Genomic DNA, 15,343 nt, shown 5'->3' with positions numbered 1-15,343 from the left:
GGGTGTCTGAGGGGTGTCTCGCCGATCGCGCCGGGCGCCGGAGGGGCGGAGGCGGGGCGTCGGAAGGACGGAGGCGGGGCGTCGGAGGGGCGGAGGCAGGGCGTCGGAGGGGCGGAGGCAGGGCGTCGGCACGATCCGTCGCAAACGGCCCTCGGACACCGCCCCTGATCGGCACAATGACGTCATGCCCGAGTACTTGGAACTCGATCTGGCCGGCACGGCCGTCCGTATCGAGGTGGCCGCCGTCGGTGAAGCATCCGCGCCCTCGGGGCTGCCGGAGGAGTTCGGCGTGCCCAGCCCGGTCGCCGCGGGCGGGGGCGGGCTCGCCACGCTGGCCGCCGACGGGCTGCGGGGAGCGCTGCGCCCGCTGGGTCCGCTCCTGGACGAGGTCCACGCGGCGGTGTCGGCGGCGGAGCAGCCGCCCGAGTCCTTCACGGTCGAGTTCGGGGTCGAACTGGGCAAGGATCTCAAGCTCGGCATCGTCAGTGCCGGGGGCAGGGCCACCATGAAGGTGTCGGCGACCTGGCGGCAAGAACCGCACGGAGCGTAGGTGAGCTGGTTCCAGCGCTCCGCGGGGCCTGTGTCCGTCACGTCCGTCCACGCGTCCGGCGCGCCCGCCGCGGCCGGAGCCGCCGCACTGCTGACCCCGGACCAGGTGCTGACGTGCGCGCACGTGGTCAACGAGGCCCTGGGGCTGCCCCAGCTGAGCACCGGACGGCCTTCGGGCGCGGACCTGGAGGTCGCCTTCGCCCGCGGGGCGGCGCGGTCACGGGCACGGATCGAGGTGTGGGTGCCGCCCCGCAGCGGCACCGCGGTCTGGCACGGGGACCTGTGCGTCCTGCGGCTCGCCGAACCGGCCCCGCAGCAGGTGGCGCCCGTGACATGGACGGACATGGCCCCGCGCCAGACGCTGCGGGCCTGGCACGGCTGCGGCGACCCGGTCACCTTCGCGGACGTGGAGATGAAACTCCTCGACCAGGAGGTCGGCTATCTGGACGGCGAGCTCTCGGGTGCCGCGATCGGTCCGGGCTTCAGCGGCGGTCCGCTGTGGACGCCGTCGGGACGCACGGCGGTGGGCCTGGTCGTCGGCCGGCTGGCCACCGCCGACCGTGCGCCGAGGGCCGGGGACACGGTACGGCGGGCGTGGGCGCTGCCCTGGCAGACGGTGCGCGCCGAGCTGGAGCGGGTCGGTGCGCGTGCCCTGGTCACCGCCTGCCGCACGGTCCGCGCGGTCTCCCCGCAGGACCCGGTCGGCGCCGGGCTCGTGACCACGCTGCGGGAGCTGCTGCCCGTACCGGCCGCGCGGGTGGAGCCCGCCCGCCATCTGGCGCGGGAGCTGAAGCTCGACGCGCCGCAGGACGGCAGCGCGCCGACGATCGAGGAGCTGGCCGACGAGTTGCTGAGCACGCCCCGCGCGCTGCCGACCCTGACCGAATGCCTGGTCACCGGCCCCGACGGGACCCGTCCGGAGCGGCTGAACGCGCTGCTGGCCTACGGCCGGCTCATGGACGCCGCCGGACTGCTCTCGCACGGTGAGTACGCGTTCCTTGAGGAGCAGCTGCGCGATGTCACGGCCTGGGACGACACCCTGCCCGCACGGGCCGCGCAGGAGGCCCTGCGGTTCACCCAGCCGCCGGAGGCGCTGCGCGAGCGGGTGCTGCGGCCCGACCGGGTGGGCGAGGTGATCGGCGAACTGGAGTCCTGTCTGGAGGGTGAGCCCGTGCCGCGGGACAGCCCCCAGGTGCCGTCCCTGGTGCATGTCGTGGAGTTCGTCGCCGCCGCGCTGCCCGAGCCGCGGCGGCAGGCGCTCCAGGACTGGAGCGACCGGGTCTGCGGCCGGCTGGGGGTGCATCCGGCGGCCCGGGACCAGCGGCGGGCCGACGCCCGGCAGTGGGCGGGTCTGCCGGCCGCTCCCCGGACCAGGCTGCTGGCGCGGCTCGCGGTGTACGGTCCCGCCGCGCCGGGACGGTTCCGGTGCCGGCTCTGGCAGCAGCGGCGGGACGGATCCCGGCATCGTATGGACACGGTCGCGGGCGACGCCCCGCTGACGCCCGAGGAGGTCGCCACCGTGATCCGCGACGGCGCCGAGCGGCTTCAGCACGACACCAGCTCGGAACCGCCCACGGTGGAGATAGAGGTGGACCGCGCCGGGCTGCATCTGCCGGTCGACGAGTGGGAGACCGGCCGGCCCAACGCGTTCGAGCCGAGCCTGCCGCTCGGTGTCGCCTTCCGGCTGACGCTGCGCTGCCCGGAGATGAGCCGGCAGGTGCCCAAGCGGGACGCCGAGCGGCAGCGCCGGTGGGGCGACGGGCGGGGCCGCACCCTGGTCGTCGGACGGGACCACGCCGACAGCCGGGAGGTGGCCGGCCTGCTGCGCTCCACCCACCTCGACGCCAACCACGTGGTCCTGCACGGCCCGCCCGAACTGCGCAACCAACTCCTCGACCTGTGTCTCGCGCTGGGCGTACCAGTGGTGCTGTGGGACCGCGAGGCGCAGGGCCACGACCATGCCGCACGGCTCGCCCCGGTCGCGCCGACCGGGCCGCTGCACGAACTGCCGGACCGGGTCCACCGTTACCGGGTGCGGACGCTGACCTCCCCCGCGGCCCATCCGGCACGCCCCTGTCTGGTGTGGGAGGACCACACCTGGGACGGTCTGGCCCGTGACGACGCCGACCTGCCGCTGACCGACCCCGACGAAGGAGCACTCAGCCGATGACGGAACCACAGGCCGCCGGGGACCGGCCGGACGGCTCGGGCGACGACTGGCGGCTGTTCCGCGGGGACGGCCGGGCCCGGCAGGTCACCTTCCCGCAGGCTCCTCCCTGGCGGCGGTTCGGCGCCGCGCAGGACGGGCCCGGCGCGCCGAAGCCGCTGCCCTATCTGATCGGCCCGGCCGAGGCCGACGTGGTCAACGCGGCGCTGCTGTTACGCCGCCCGCTGCTCGTCACCGGCCATCCGGGCACGGGCAAGTCCTCGCTCGCGCACGCCGTCGCCCATGAGCTGTCGCTCGGCCGGGTGCTGAGCTGGCCGGTCAACAGCCGCTCGACGCTCCAGGACGCGCTCTACCGCTACGACGCGATCGGGCGGCTGCGGGAGACGAACCTGCGCCGGGAGCAGGCCGCCGGGGAACCGCCGCACGGGCCGGGAGCAGCGCCGGAACCGCGGGGGCGGACGGGGCGGCGGCAGGGCGGCCCCGACATCGGCACCTACGTCCGTCTCGGCCCGCTGGGCACCGCGCTGCTGCCCTCGGGGCAGCCGCGGGTGCTGCTCGTCGACGAGCTGGACAAGGGGGACGTGGACCTGCCCAACGACCTGCTGGCCGTCTTCGAGGAGGGCGAGTTCGAGATTCCCGAGCTGGCCCGGCTGCCGGAGGAGCAGGACCGTATCGAGGTGATGACCGCGGATCCGGGGGTGCGGGTGCCGGTCGTGCGGGGCCGGGTGCGCTGCGTGGAATTCCCGGTGGTCGTCATCACCAGCAACGGCGAGCGGGAGTTCCCGCCCGCGTTCCTGCGGCGTTGTGTGCGCCTGGACCTCGGGGAGCCGGACGAGGGCCGGCTGCTGGACATCGTACGGGCGCATCTGGCGGACGCGGAGCTCGACGACATGGACGATCTGCTGGCCGCGTTCCTCGACCGCCGCGCATCGGGCGAGCTGGCCACGGACCAGCTGCTCAACGCGGTGTTCCTGCGCAAGGGGGGCGTCGAGCTGCATGCCGGAGGGCTGCTGGAGGCCGTGCTGCACCGGCTCGGCGGAACGGTGTAGCCGGGGTGCGCTCCGGGGACGGACGGGGGGTGTCGCGTGCGGGCGCCCTGCGGCTGGTGACGGCCGCCCTCGCCGAGGGCGGGGTGCCGCTGTCCGAGGAGGAGCTGCTGGACGCCCTGTGGCTGGCGCGGCGGCTGCCCGTGGACGCGTCGGCGCCGCTGGTGCGCGCCCTCGGCGGGGTGCACGGCCCGGCCCGCGCCGAGGGTGACCCCCCGCCGGATGCGCGGGAGGCCGCCGCCCCGCCCGAGGCACCGCCCGCGGTCGCCGACCGGGTCGCCCCGCCCGGCCCGCCGCCCGCGCCGCCGCAGGGGCCCGGCCAGGAGGTGCCGCAGCCGCAGGCTCCGCAGCCCGCCGCCCTGCACGCGGCCGCGGGCCGGTCACCCGCCGGACCCGCCGCGCCGGTACGCCCGGTACGGGCCCCCACGCCTCGTGCGTCCCGCTTCGGCCAGCTGCAACTGGGCCGCTCCTTGCGCCCGTTGAAGCTGCGCGTCCACGACCCGCGGGAGGCGGAGCTGGACGAGACGGCCACCGCCGAGGCCACCGCGGAGTCCGGGCTGCCGGACGCCGTGCTGCGGCCGTCGCAGGCACGCTGGCTGGACGTCACCCTCCTGGTCGACGACGGCACCTCGATGCTGCTGTGGCAGCACCTGGCGGCCGAGGTCAAGAGTCTGCTGGAGCGCAGCGGCGCCTTCCGGACGGTACGGGTGCTGGGTCTGGACACGCGGGGCGCGCACGCCCCGAGGCTGGCGCGGCGGCCGTTCCTGGTCGGCACCGCGGACCTGCCCCCGTCGACCGTGACGGACACCACCGGCCGGACCCTGGTCCTGGTCGTCAGCGACGGCGTGGGCGCCGCCTGGCGCGACGGCCGGATGCGGGAGCAGCTGAGGCAGTGGGGGCGGCACGGGCCGACGGCGGTGCTGCACGCCCTGCCCCGGCCGCTGTGGGACGGTTCGGGGCTGCGGGCCGCGCGCTGGCGGGTCACCACGCGGCGGCGCGGCGCGCCGAACCTGGAGTGGGAGGTGGCGGACCCCGTACTGCCCCCCGAACTCGCGGCGTTCGACGGCGTCCCGGTGCCCGTCCTCGCGCCCGATCCGGAGGCGCTGGGCACCTGGACCTCGGTGGTGGCGTCGCCGGGGACGAGTGCGGTCCTGCCGCTGCTGGCCGACCCGCCCGCGGTCCGCCGGGCCGATGTGCCGGCCGGGCCGGCGCAGGCCGTCCTGCGTTTCCGGGAGACGGCGTCGCCCGAGGCATACCGGCTGGCCGCGCACCTGGCGGCCGTCGCCCCCGTCTCCGTTCCGGTGATGCGGCTGGTGCAGCAGGTGCTCGGGCCCGGCTTCGACACGGGCCATCTGGCGGAGGTGTTCCTGGGCGGGCTGATGCGCCCGGCGCGCGAGCAGCGGTCCCCGCTGGTTCCGCGGCACCGCCGCTACGACTTCTGCGACGAGGCCCGCGACATCCTGCTCGGCACCGTCCCGGCCCCCGAACTCCTCAGATCCGGCCGGGCGGTGACGGACCGGCTGGCCCGGCTGGCCGGCCGCTCCCCCGACTTCCCGGCCTGGCTGGCCCATCCCGACGGCGCCGACCGGGCCGTACCCGAGGCGGAGCCGTTCGGCTGGGCCGACCGGCGGCTGCTGCGGCGGCTGGGGGTGCGGGAGGAGGACCTGGCCGCGCCCGCCCCGGACCGGGCACGCCCGCGCTCCCGCCCGGCCGCCCAGGAGCCCGCGCAGGAGGCCGGGGGGCCGGGCGGCCGGAACGCGGCCGCGCCGCAGGGCGCGGACTCGGCCCCGCCCGCCGGGGGCCCGGCGTCCGAGGAGCCGATGCCCGCATACGTCGACGCGCCGGGCTCGTCCTGGCTGTCCCTCGGGGCGGCGGATCCTCGCCAGGTGGGCCGCTGGCGGCTGTTCGCCCGCCATGAACCGGCCACCGCCGTCGAGGCCCTGTACCTCGGGCGGGACGACAAGGGGCGGACGGCGGTGGTGCGGCTGACCGCTCCCGAGCGGCTGGCGTCCGTCGTGCGGGAGGCCGATGCCCTGCACGGCCTGAAGGCGAAGGGCGCCCCCGCGCTGCTGGACAGCGGGGACTCCTGGACGGCGACGGAACTGCTGCTGGTGGACGCCGACCCGCCGTATCCCGTGCCCAGTCTCGCGCAGCGGGTCCAGCGGCTGGGGACCGTGGGCGACGAGGAGTTGGTGCACATCGCCCGGCACACCGCGGGTGTCCTCGCGCACGCGCACGCCCGCGGCATCGTCCACGGCAGCCTCACCGCGCAGCGGATCCTGCCGCTGCGCGAGGAGGTCTGCCTCACCGGGTGGTGCGTCGACCGGGATGCCGCGGACAGCCACGACGACGTCGGCGATCTGGCCTCGCTGCTGCTGCGGGCGGCCCCGCGGGGGCCGGGCCCGGCGCTGCGCAGGGTGCTGGAGCGCTGTCGGGGACCGGTTCTCGCGGACCGGCCGACGGCGGCCCATCTCGCCCTGTTCCTCGGGGAGCTGGCGCGGCGGGGCAGCCCGGCCATGCGCGCCGCCGTCCCGGTCGGCGTCGACGACAACGGCCGGAAGGTGGTCCTGGACCTCGAGCGGATGGGGCCGCACGGCAGTGTGCAGGGGCCGTTCGCCGCCCGCGCGGCGCTGCTGTACACCGTCGTCAACGGCATGGCCCGCCGGGTCTACGCGCCGGGCGAGGTGCGGTTCGTCCTCGTCGGCGACGCCCGTCTGTATCTCCAGCCCGCGGCCGCCAGAGACCTGCGGCAGGTCGTGCTCCAGTCGGACACCGCCGATGTCGAGGAGGCCCTGGGCGGTGAACTGCGCAGGCGGGCGATCCTCCTGGAGGAGGCGCGCGCGGCGGGTGTCGACCGGCCCTCGCTCGGTCCGGTCGTCGTGGTCACCGAGGCGCTGGCCCCCGAGACCGTCCTCGCCTGGCAGCGGGCCCTGCGGCCGGAGCTGGGCATCCACCTCCTGGTGCTGGAGGGCGCGGCCGACCCCGTGGCCGGCCTCGGCTTCCGGATCGTCCTCGACCAGCACGGGGCGGGCTTCCTCACCCATGGCGACGGCTCCCCGGACCGCACGCCGCTGCGCCGGCTGCTGGCGCTGCCGCGGCTGGATCCGGCGGCGAAGCTCACGGACGAGCAGCGTCACGCCGTCCACATCGGGCGCTCCGGTTTCCCGCGGGAGGCGCTGACCGCGCTGCGGGCCATCGCCGCCGAGCAGGGCGACCTGCTGGGCCACGACCACCCGGACACCCTCACCAGCCACTACGAGATGGGAGCGCTGGCCCTGGAGCAGCAGCAGTACGCGGAGGCGCTCGGCATCTTCGAGGACACGGCGGCCCGGCGCACGGCGAGGCTCGGGCCGGGGCACCCGGACACCCTGGTCACCCACCAGCAGCGGGCCTACACGCTGAACAGGCTCGGCCACCACGAGGAGGCGCACGCGGTCTACAGCGAGGTGCTCGCCGGGTGGCGGGCCACCGTGGGCGATCAGCACCCCTCCACCCTGCTCGCCCGTCACAACCTGGCCGTCACCCTGATCGCCCTGGACCGGTACGAGGAGGCGGTTCCGCAGGCGCGTACCGCCCACGAGGGCCGGGTCAAGGTGCTGGGCGACGGGCATCCCAGCACGATGGCGAGCGCCCACGAGCTGGTCATCGCGCTGTGCGGTTCGGGTCAGGAGAGGCTGGGCAGGAGCCTGGCGCGGACCCTGTACCACCAGCGTGTGCGCATGCTCGGTGCCGAGCACGAGGACACCCTCGCCACGCGGCGCCTGCTCGACGAGTCGTTCCCGGCGGACTGAGGGCCCGGGAACCGGCCGTCTACCCTTCAGGGATGAGCACTGACGACTACGCGGCGTACATCTCGTCCCTGCCCCGTGTCCTCGCCGGCGCGGCCGTCCTGTGCCGGGACGCCGGCGGACGTGTCCTGCTCGTGGAGCCCAACTACCGGGAGGGCTGGGCGCTGCCGGGCGGCACGGTCGAGTCGGATGCCGGGGAGACGCCACGCGAGGGTGCGCGCCGTGAGACGGCCGAGGAGATCGGCCTGGACCGTGAGATCGGTCGGCTGCTCGCCGTGGACTGGTCGCAGGGACCGGGCCGGCCGCCGCTGGTGGCGTATCTCTACGACGGCGGTGTCCTCGACGAGGAGGATCTGAAGGCGATCCGTCTCCAGGAGGAGGAGCTGCTGTCCTGGAAGCTGGTGGGGCGTGAGGAGGTGCTCGCGCATCTGCCGGGTGCCCTGGGTCACCGGGTGCTGGCCGCGCTGGACGTCCTCGGGGACGGGGCGGGCACGGTGGAGCTGGAGAACGGGCATCCGGTGGGCTGAACCGGGGTCCGGCGGACCTGGATCCGCCGGGCGTCAGCCCTCCTCGCGGGGCCGGGCGTCCCGGTCGTGCAGCACCTCGTCGCGCTCGACGACCCGGGCCTCGGTGCGGTGCCCGCGCTGGATGTAGTCCCGCACGACGAGCTCGACGGCGTCCTGCGGGGTGCCCACCCCGGACAGCACCATGACTTCGACGACGAGTTCGGCGTCCAGCGAGACGGTGACCTTGGCCATGCCCGGACGCTAGCACCCGCCGCCCCGGCGCCGCAGGGTTATCCGCTCGCCGCCCGGGGGCGCCCCGGCCTACCCTCGGCACCATGACCAAGCCCCTCGTCGCGATCCTCAGTGGCGCCGGTATCAGCACGGACTCCGGGATCCCCGACTACCGCGGGCCCAACGGGCTGTGGCGGAAGGATCCCGAGGCCGAGAAGCTGGTGACGTACGAGTACTACATGGGCGATCCGGAGATCCGGCGGCGCTCGTGGCAGATGCGGCGCAAGAACCGCACGCTCCAGGCGGAGCCGAACGCCGCGCACCGCGCGGTGGCGGAGCTGGAGCGGTCCGGGGTGCCGGTGCGGGTGATCACGCAGAACGTGGACGGGTTGCACCAGCTGGCCGGGATGCCCGCGCGCAAGGTGCTCGAACTGCACGGCAGCGCCCGCAGTGTGGTGTGCACCCGGTGTCATGCGCGCGGGCCGATGGAGGACGCCCTGGCCCGTGTCGAGGCCGGGGAGGACGATCCGGCGTGCCGGGCGTGCGGGGGGATCCTGAAGTCCGCGACGGTGATGTTCGGCGAGCGCCTCGACCCCGTGGTGCTCGGTGAGGCCCTGGCCGTCACCAAGGCGTGCCAGGTGTTCCTCGCCGTCGGCACCAGCCTCCAGGTCCAGCCCGCCGCCGGCCTCGCCGGGGTGGCCGCCGATCACGGGGCACGGCTGATCATCGTCAACGCCGAGCCGACGCCGTACGACGAGCTCGCCGACGAGGTCGTGCGCGAGCCCATCGGGACGGCGCTGCCCCGGCTGCTGCGGACGCTGGCCGCCTAGAACAGCGCGGTGCCCCGCTCGAGGTCGAGCAGGCGCTGCTTGCGCTCCAGGCCGCCGCCGTAGCCGGTGAGGCCGCCGTCGGCGCCGACCACGCGATGGCAGGGGACGATGATGCCGACGGGGTTCTTGCCGTTGGCGAGTCCGACGGCACGGGAGGCGGCCGGATTGCCGAGGGCGTCGGCGAGCTGGCCGTAGGTGCGGGTCTCGCCGTAGGGGATGCGGGCGAGCTGCTGCCAGACCCGGCGCTGGAACTCGGTTCCGTGGAGCCGCAGTCGCACGGTGAACTCCTTCAACTCGCCCCTGAAGTACGCCTCCAGCTGTTCCTGCGCCTCACCGAACGGCGTGTCGTCGCGCGGGCCGAACGTCTCCTCGGCGGGGCGGTGGCGCTGGTCGGTCATGTAGAGGCCGCACAGGACACCGTCGTCGGCGACGAGGGTGAGCGGGCCGTAGGGGCTGTCGATGACGGTGTGCTGCTTCATGGCGTGGTCCTCGAACGTCCTTACACGGGGAGGAAGTTGATCGGGTGGCTGTCGGTCGCCCACAGGTACTGGACCGCGTAGGCCCGCCAGGGGCGCCAGGCGGCCGCGCGGGCGGTGAGGGCGGCCGGGGTGGAGGGCAGGCCCAGTTCCCGGGCGGCGCGGCGGATGCCGAGGTCGGTGGGGAGGAAGGCGTCGGGGTCGCCGAGGGCGCGCAGGGCGATGACGTCGACGGTCCAGGGGCCGAAGCCGGGCAGCTCCAGCAGCCGCGCACGGGTCTGCGCCCAGTCGCTGTCCGGGCCCAGGTGCAGTGTGCCGTCGGCGAGCCGGTCCACCAGGGTGGTGAACGTCGTGCGGCGGGTGCGGGGCATGGCCAGCGACTCGGGGTCGACGGCCGCCAGCGCCTCGGGCGTGGGGAAGAGGTGGGTGAGGCCGCCCTCGGGGTCGTCGATCCGGTCGCCGTACGCCGCGACCAGGCGGGCGGCGTGGGTGCGGGCGGCGGCCGTGGACACCTGCTGGCCGAGCACGGCCCGTACGGCGAACTCGGCCTCGTCCACGGTGCGCGGGACGCGGCGGCCGGGCGCCTTGTCGACCAGGGGCGCGAGCAGCGGGTCGGTGCGCAGCTGTTCGTCGACGGCGGCCGGGTCGGCGTCCAGGTCGAGCAGGCGGCGGCAGCGGCTGATGGCGACGGTGAGGTCGCGCAGGTCGGTCAGGGTGAGGCGGCAGGCGATGTGGTCGGGCTGGGGGCTGAGGGCCACGATGCCGTGGCCGTAGGGCAGGCGCAGGGTGCGGCGGTAGGAGCCGTCGCGCCACTCCTCCACTCCGGGTACGGCGGTGGCGGCGAGGTGGCCGAAGAGGTTGTCGGGGTTGAGGGGGGCGCGGAACGGCAGGCGCAGGGCGAGCGTGCCGTTGTGCGGGGTCTTGCGGGGGCCGCGGGCGCGCAGCTCGCTGGGGGTGAGGGCGTAGACCTCGCGGACGGTGTCGTTGAAGGTGCGGATGGAGGCGAAGCCGGCGGCGAACGCGATGTCCGCCATGGGCAGTTCGGTGGTCTCGACGAGCAGCCGGGCGGTCTGCGCGCGCTGGGCGCGGGCCAGGGCGAGCGGGCCCGCGCCCAGCTCGGCGAGCAGCTGGCGCTCGATCTGCCGGGTGCTGTAGCCGAGCCGGGCGGCGAGGCCGGGCACGCCCTCGCGGTCCACGGTGCCGTCGGCGATCAGCCGCATGGCGCGGGCGACCAGGTCGGCCCGCTGGTTCCACTCCGGTGAGCCGGGGCTGGTGTCCGGGCGGCAGCGCTTGCAGGCCCGGAAGCCGGCCTGCTGGCAGGCGGCCGCGCTCGGGTAGAACGTCATGTTCTCCGGCTTGGGCGGCACCACCGGGCAGCTCGGCCGGCAGTAGATCCCGGTGGTCAGGACCGCGGTGTAGAACCAGCCGTCGAACCGCGCGTCCTTGGACCGGACGGCACGGACACAGTGGTCCCGGTCGGTGTGCATCCCCTTCTGCATGGGTCCAGCATCCGGTACGCACGCGGAAGGGGCTGGCGAGAATCCGACATCAACCTCGCTTGTCCTGCACCGCCCCGGATCGCCACGCGGACTCGCGCAGCAGCCGCAGCCCGTTCAGGCCGACGAGGACCGTCGATCCCTCGTGTCCGGCCACGCCGAGCGGCAGCGGCAGGTGTCCGGCGAGGTCCCAGATCACCAGGACGGTGATGAAGGTGCCCGCGATCACCAGGTTCTGGACCACGAGCCGGCGGGCGGCGCGGGAGAGGCGGACGACGGCGGGTACGGCGGTCAGCTCGTCGCGGACGATCACCGCGTCCGCGGTCTCCAGTGCCAGGTCGGAGCCGGCGCGGCCCATGGCGAGGCCGGAGTGGGCGGCGGCGAGGGCGGGCGCGTCGTTGACGCCGTCGCCGACGAACAGCACCTTGCGGCCCGAGCGTTCCAGGTCGCGTACGGCGTTCACCTTGTCCTCGGGGAGCAGCCCCGCGCGGACGTCGGTCAGCCCGGTGGCCTCGGCGACGCGGGCGGCGGTGGCCTCGTTGTCGCCGGTGAGCAGGACGGGGGCGGTGCCGGTGAGGGTGGTGAGCTCGGCGGTGGTGGCGGCGGCGTCGGGGCGCAGGCGGTCGGTGAGGGCGAGGGTGCCGAGGGGGGTGCCGTCGCGGGTGACGAGGACGACGGTGGCGGCTTCCTGGCTGTCCTTGGCCCGGCCCACGCTCACCTTCCGCCCCTCGACCGTGGCGGTGACGCCCACCCCCGGCGTCGCGGTGAAGTCCTCCGCGGCGGCGAGGGGCAGGTTCCGGGCGCGGGCGGCGGCGACGATCGCGCGGGCCAGCGGGTGCTCGCTGGGGTGCTCGGCGGCCGCGGCGAGGGCGAGGAGGGCGTCGGCGTCGAGGCCGGAGTCCGGCAGCGGGCGTACGTCCGTCACCTCGGGGACGCCCTCGGTGAGGGTGCCGGTCTTGTCGAGGGCGGCGGTGTCGATCTCGCCGAGGCGTTCCATGGCGACGGCGGACTTGACCAGGACGCCGTGCCGGCCGGCGTTGGCGATGGCCGACAGCAGCGGCGGCATGGTGGCGAGGACGACCGCGCACGGCGAGGCGACGATCATGAAGGTCATGGCGCGCAGCAGCGCGTCGGTGACGTCCGCGCCGAAGGCGAGCGGGATCCCGAAGACGGCGAGGGTGGCGACGACGATGCCGACGGCGTAGCGCTGCTCGATCTTCTCGATGAACAGCTGGGTCGGCGCCTTGGTGCGGGACGCCTCCTCGACGAGGGTGACGATCCGGGCGATGACCGAGTCGGCGGGATCGCGGTCGACGCGGACCCGCAGCGCGCCGGTGCCGTTGAGGGTGCCGGCGAAGACCTCGTCGCCGGGGCCCTTGACGACCGGGAGCGGTTCGCCGGTGATGGTCGCCTGGTCGGCCTCGCTGGTGCCGTCCAGGACGGTGCCGTCGGCGCCGATGCGCTCGCCGGGGCGCACCAGCAGCACGTCGCCGACGGCGAGTTCGGCGGTGGCGACGGTCTCCTCGCCGGTGTCGGTGAGCCGGGTGGCGGTGGTGGGGGCGAGGTCGAGCAGGCCGCGCACGGAGTCGGCGGTGCGGGCGGTGGCCAGGGCCTCCAGGGCGCCGGAGGTGGCGAAGATGACGATCAGCAGGGCGCCGTCGAGGACCTGTCCGATGGAGGCCGCGCCGAGTGCCGCGACGATCATCAGCAGGTCGACGTCGAGGGTCTTCTCGCGCAGGGCCCGCAGGCCCTCCAGGGCGGGCTCCCAGCCGCCGGTGGCGTAGGCGACGGCGTACAGCGGGACGTGCGCCCAGGCGGGGGCGCCGCCCAGGTCCAGGGCGAGGGCCCCGAGGAACGCGAGGAGGGAGGCGAGCGCCCAGCGGGCCTCGGGCAGGGCGAGGACGCGGGTGCGGCGGCGGGGGGCCGCGGCGGGGCGGACGGGGGCCGGTCGGGTGGTGAGGGTCGCTGACACGACGGACACCATACAGGAACACATGAAGACTCATTCATCTGTTCATGTGAGAGGGGTAGGATACGGCCATGGGTCATGGAGCCGTCACCACCACCGCCTCGGATCGGGTACGCCTGGACGCGGACAACGTCGCCAAGGTGGCCACCACCCTCCAGGCCCTCTCCACGCCCTCCCGGCTGCTGATCCTGGCCCGGCTGCGCGAAGGCCCGCTGCCCGCCACCGAGTTGGCCGCCGAGGTCGGCATGGAGCAGTCCGCCTGCTCCCACCAGCTGCGCCTGCTGCGCAACCTCGGCCTGGTGGTCGGCGAGCGCCGGGGCCGCTCGGTCGTCTACGCCCTGCACGACCACCATGTGGCCGAACTCCTCGACCAGGCCGTCTACCACGTGGAGCATCTGCGCCTGGGCATCAGCGACGCGCAGGACTGACGCCGGCTCAGACCGCCCGTTGCTGGTGGCCGGCCAGCGCCCAGATGATGAACACGTCGATCGCCATCATGATCACGGACCAGACGGGGGCGTAGGGCAGGAAGAGGAACTGGGCGATCAGGCCGAGCGAGGCGAGGAAGATGCCCGCGAAGCGCGCCCAGGGGGCGGCCTTGAGCAGGCCCGCTCCAACGACCGCGACGAGGGCGCCCAGGATGATGTGGACCCAGCCCCAGCCGGTGAGGTCCATCTCGTAGACGTAGGAGCCGACGCGGGCGTACACATCGTCCTCGGCGACCGCCGCGATGCCCTGGAGGACGGCGAGGACGCCGTTGCAGAGCATGAGGACCGCGGCGAAGAGGACGCCGCCGCTGACCCAGGGGTCGGGCTGTCCGGGCCCCGCGGCCCGCCGGCCGCGGTTCTCGGCGCTCCAGGCGGTGCCGATCTCGGTGTCGGGCCGGCCGCCGGGCTGCGGTGTCTGCTGGCTCATGGTGCTGTCCCTTCTCTCTCCCCCTCGTTCGGTGCTTCCTCGGCGAGGAAGTCCAGGACGCTCAGCGCGAGGAGCAGCGCGAGCGCCAGTCCGACGACCACCCAGCCCGTCGGGTGGGGCCACAGGGCGTAGGCGAGCACGGCGCCCGCCACGAGGAGCCAGGTGATCCATGGACGGAAGCGGTGGGCGAAGGGGCCCACAGCTCCCGTGCGCATCCCGAGACGGTCGGCCGTGCCGCGGGCCGCGCCGATCCCGGCGTGCCAGATCTGGCGGGCCCCGCGCGCCCGGCGGCCGGGTCCGGCGAGCCAGGCGGCGGTCGCGACGACCACACCCAGCGCCACCACCGTCCGTACGGCGGCCCGCAGATAGCGGGTCAGGGTGTCGTACACCGATCCGGCGGCGGGCCGGGACACCCCGGAGGGCAGGGAGTCCAGGTAGACGCCCCGGAAGACGGTCAGCGCGATGCCGAGGGCCAGCGCGGCGAGGGCGAAGCACAGGGCGGCGGTGATCAGCGTCCGGCGGCGGTGGGCGGCGAGCAGCACGCCCGCCGCGACCAGCAGCACCGCGAGGACGGGCAGCCAGAAGCCGGCCAGCCGCAGCAGCCGGAAGTACGTCCTGGCCTTGCCGATGTCCTCGGACTCGACGACCGTGAAGCGGATGTGCAGCCGCGGAATGCTCCCGGCCACCGCCATGCCGGAGTCCACCAGCCGCTGCTTGACCAGCTCCACGACCGGCCCGAGGTCCACGGTCACCGTCTCGTCGTCGAGCGTCACCGTGCCGTCGCCGCCGCCGGTCAGCGCCTCGTCGACGGCGCCGTGGACACGGCGGTTGGCCTCGGTCCAGATCCGGTCGAAGACACCGGAGGCGACCACCGCCCGCGCCTTGTCGTGCACGAAGCCGGCGACCGCGCTCTCCAGGGAGTCGCCGAGCCCGCCGAGGGCCTTGTCCACCAGCGGGCGCTGCTCGGGCGGGACGCCCTGGAGCAGCGCGGGCAGGTCGAGATGGCCCATCACGGCGTGGGTGACCAGGTCGGCCGCGGCGTTCTGCACAGCGCGGTCCGACGCCAGCGGCGCCACTGTGTCGACGTAGCGGTCGGTGTCACCGACCAGGTCGGAGCTCCAGGCGGCCACCAGGCCCAGCGGGGCCAGCACACAGCCGAGGACGATCAGCAGGGCGGCGGCGAGGGAGCGCAGCCGGTGCCGGGGCGGACGGGCGGCGGCCTCCAGCGCGGCGCGTTCGGTCTCCCACGCGGCACGCCTGCTCTCCCACGCGGCGCGCTCGGCCTCCAGCGCCGCGACGCGGGCCCGCAGCCGTTGCAGCTCGTCCGGGCCCGGCGCGGCCGCGCTGTCCGCCATGGCCGCTCCCTCCTC

13 protein-coding genes are annotated in these 15,343 nt (G+C 75.2%); 7 read left to right on the top strand and 6 right to left on the bottom strand.

Features of this window, described 5'->3' with window-relative positions; genetic code table 11:
- Window positions 1–184 precede the first annotated feature (184 nt).
- The 5 genes from ACSU6M_RS27665 to ACSU6M_RS27645 are packed head-to-tail and all read left to right on the top strand — an operon-like array spanning window position 185 to window position 8,077.
- Window positions 185–550 (top strand): CU044_2847 family protein, encoded by a 366-nt coding sequence (locus ACSU6M_RS27665; RefSeq protein ID WP_437073217.1) that lies wholly within the window; start codon window positions 185–187, stop codon window positions 548–550.
- Window positions 551–2,719 (top strand): trypsin-like peptidase domain-containing protein, encoded by a 2,169-nt coding sequence (locus ACSU6M_RS27660; RefSeq protein WP_437073215.1) that lies wholly within the window; start codon window positions 551–553, stop codon window positions 2,717–2,719.
- Window positions 2,716–3,765, top strand: a complete 1,050-nt coding sequence (locus ACSU6M_RS27655) for an AAA family ATPase (RefSeq protein ID WP_437073214.1) — start codon at window positions 2,716–2,718, stop codon at window positions 3,763–3,765. Before ACSU6M_RS27660 ends, ACSU6M_RS27655 begins: the two co-directional genes overlap by 4 nt.
- A gap of 29 nt (window positions 3,766–3,794) precedes the next feature.
- Window positions 3,795–7,553 carry an SAV_2336 N-terminal domain-related protein gene (locus ACSU6M_RS27650; protein WP_437073213.1) on the top strand — a complete coding sequence of 1,253 codons (3,759 nt, stop codon included), beginning with the start codon at window positions 3,795–3,797 and terminating at the stop codon, window positions 7,551–7,553.
- Window positions 7,554–7,585: 32 nt separating this feature from the next.
- Window positions 7,586–8,077, top strand: a complete 492-nt coding sequence (locus ACSU6M_RS27645; protein ID WP_437073211.1) for an NUDIX domain-containing protein — start codon at window positions 7,586–7,588, stop codon at window positions 8,075–8,077.
- 33 nt (window positions 8,078–8,110) lie between these two features.
- Here ACSU6M_RS27645 and ACSU6M_RS27640 read toward each other — a convergent pair whose 3' ends face one another.
- Window positions 8,111–8,308 (bottom strand): type II toxin-antitoxin system VapB family antitoxin, encoded by a 198-nt coding sequence (locus ACSU6M_RS27640; RefSeq protein ID WP_437073209.1) that lies wholly within the window; start codon window positions 8,306–8,308, stop codon window positions 8,111–8,113.
- A gap of 83 nt (window positions 8,309–8,391) precedes the next feature.
- Between ACSU6M_RS27640 and ACSU6M_RS27635 the strand changes: the two genes are divergently transcribed.
- Entirely contained in the window at window positions 8,392–9,117 is a 726-nt protein-coding gene (locus ACSU6M_RS27635; protein ID WP_437073208.1) for an SIR2 family NAD-dependent protein deacylase, read from the top strand.
- Here the strand turns inward: ACSU6M_RS27635 and ACSU6M_RS27630 are convergent.
- The 3 genes from ACSU6M_RS27630 to ACSU6M_RS27620 all read right to left on the bottom strand — a co-directional run bounded on the left by ACSU6M_RS27630 (window position 9,114) and on the right by ACSU6M_RS27620 (window position 13,073).
- Entirely contained in the window at window positions 9,114–9,596 is a 483-nt protein-coding gene (locus ACSU6M_RS27630) for a methylated-DNA--[protein]-cysteine S-methyltransferase (RefSeq protein ID WP_437073207.1), read from the bottom strand. The two genes, ACSU6M_RS27635 and ACSU6M_RS27630, sit on opposite strands and share 4 nt — an antisense overlap.
- A 20-nt stretch (window positions 9,597–9,616) precedes the next feature.
- On the bottom strand, window positions 9,617–11,080 hold the full coding sequence (locus ACSU6M_RS27625) for an AlkA N-terminal domain-containing protein (RefSeq protein WP_437075379.1): 1,464 nt from the start codon (window positions 11,078–11,080) through the stop codon (window positions 9,617–9,619).
- A gap of 61 nt (window positions 11,081–11,141) precedes the next feature.
- The gene (locus tag ACSU6M_RS27620; protein WP_437073205.1) at window positions 11,142–13,073 is read right to left on the bottom strand and encodes a heavy metal translocating P-type ATPase; all 1,932 of its coding nucleotides are present in this window, start codon (window positions 13,071–13,073) and stop codon (window positions 11,142–11,144) included.
- A gap of 56 nt (window positions 13,074–13,129) precedes the next feature.
- Between ACSU6M_RS27620 and ACSU6M_RS27615 the strand changes: the two genes are divergently transcribed.
- A complete protein-coding gene (locus ACSU6M_RS27615; RefSeq protein ID WP_437073203.1) occupies window positions 13,130–13,486 on the top strand; it encodes an ArsR/SmtB family transcription factor in 357 nt (118 codons plus the stop codon).
- Window positions 13,487–13,493: 7 nt separating this feature from the next.
- On the opposite strand, the gene ACSU6M_RS27610 is transcribed toward ACSU6M_RS27615, so the two are convergent.
- A complete protein-coding gene (locus ACSU6M_RS27610) occupies window positions 13,494–13,973 on the bottom strand; it encodes a DUF7144 family membrane protein (RefSeq protein ID WP_437073202.1) in 480 nt (159 codons plus the stop codon).
- Entirely contained in the window at window positions 13,970–15,328 is a 1,359-nt protein-coding gene (locus ACSU6M_RS27605) for a hypothetical protein (protein WP_437073200.1), read from the bottom strand. Before ACSU6M_RS27605 ends, ACSU6M_RS27610 begins: the two co-directional genes overlap by 4 nt.
- Between the last annotated feature and the right edge of the window lie 15 nt (window positions 15,329–15,343).

Source organism: Streptomyces sp. enrichment culture, from assembly GCF_964272895.1.
Lineage (GTDB): Bacteria > Actinomycetota > Actinomycetes > Streptomycetales > Streptomycetaceae > Streptomyces.
Note: the sequence above shows the minus strand (reverse complement) of the source record. Positions and strands in the feature narration are given on the sequence as shown.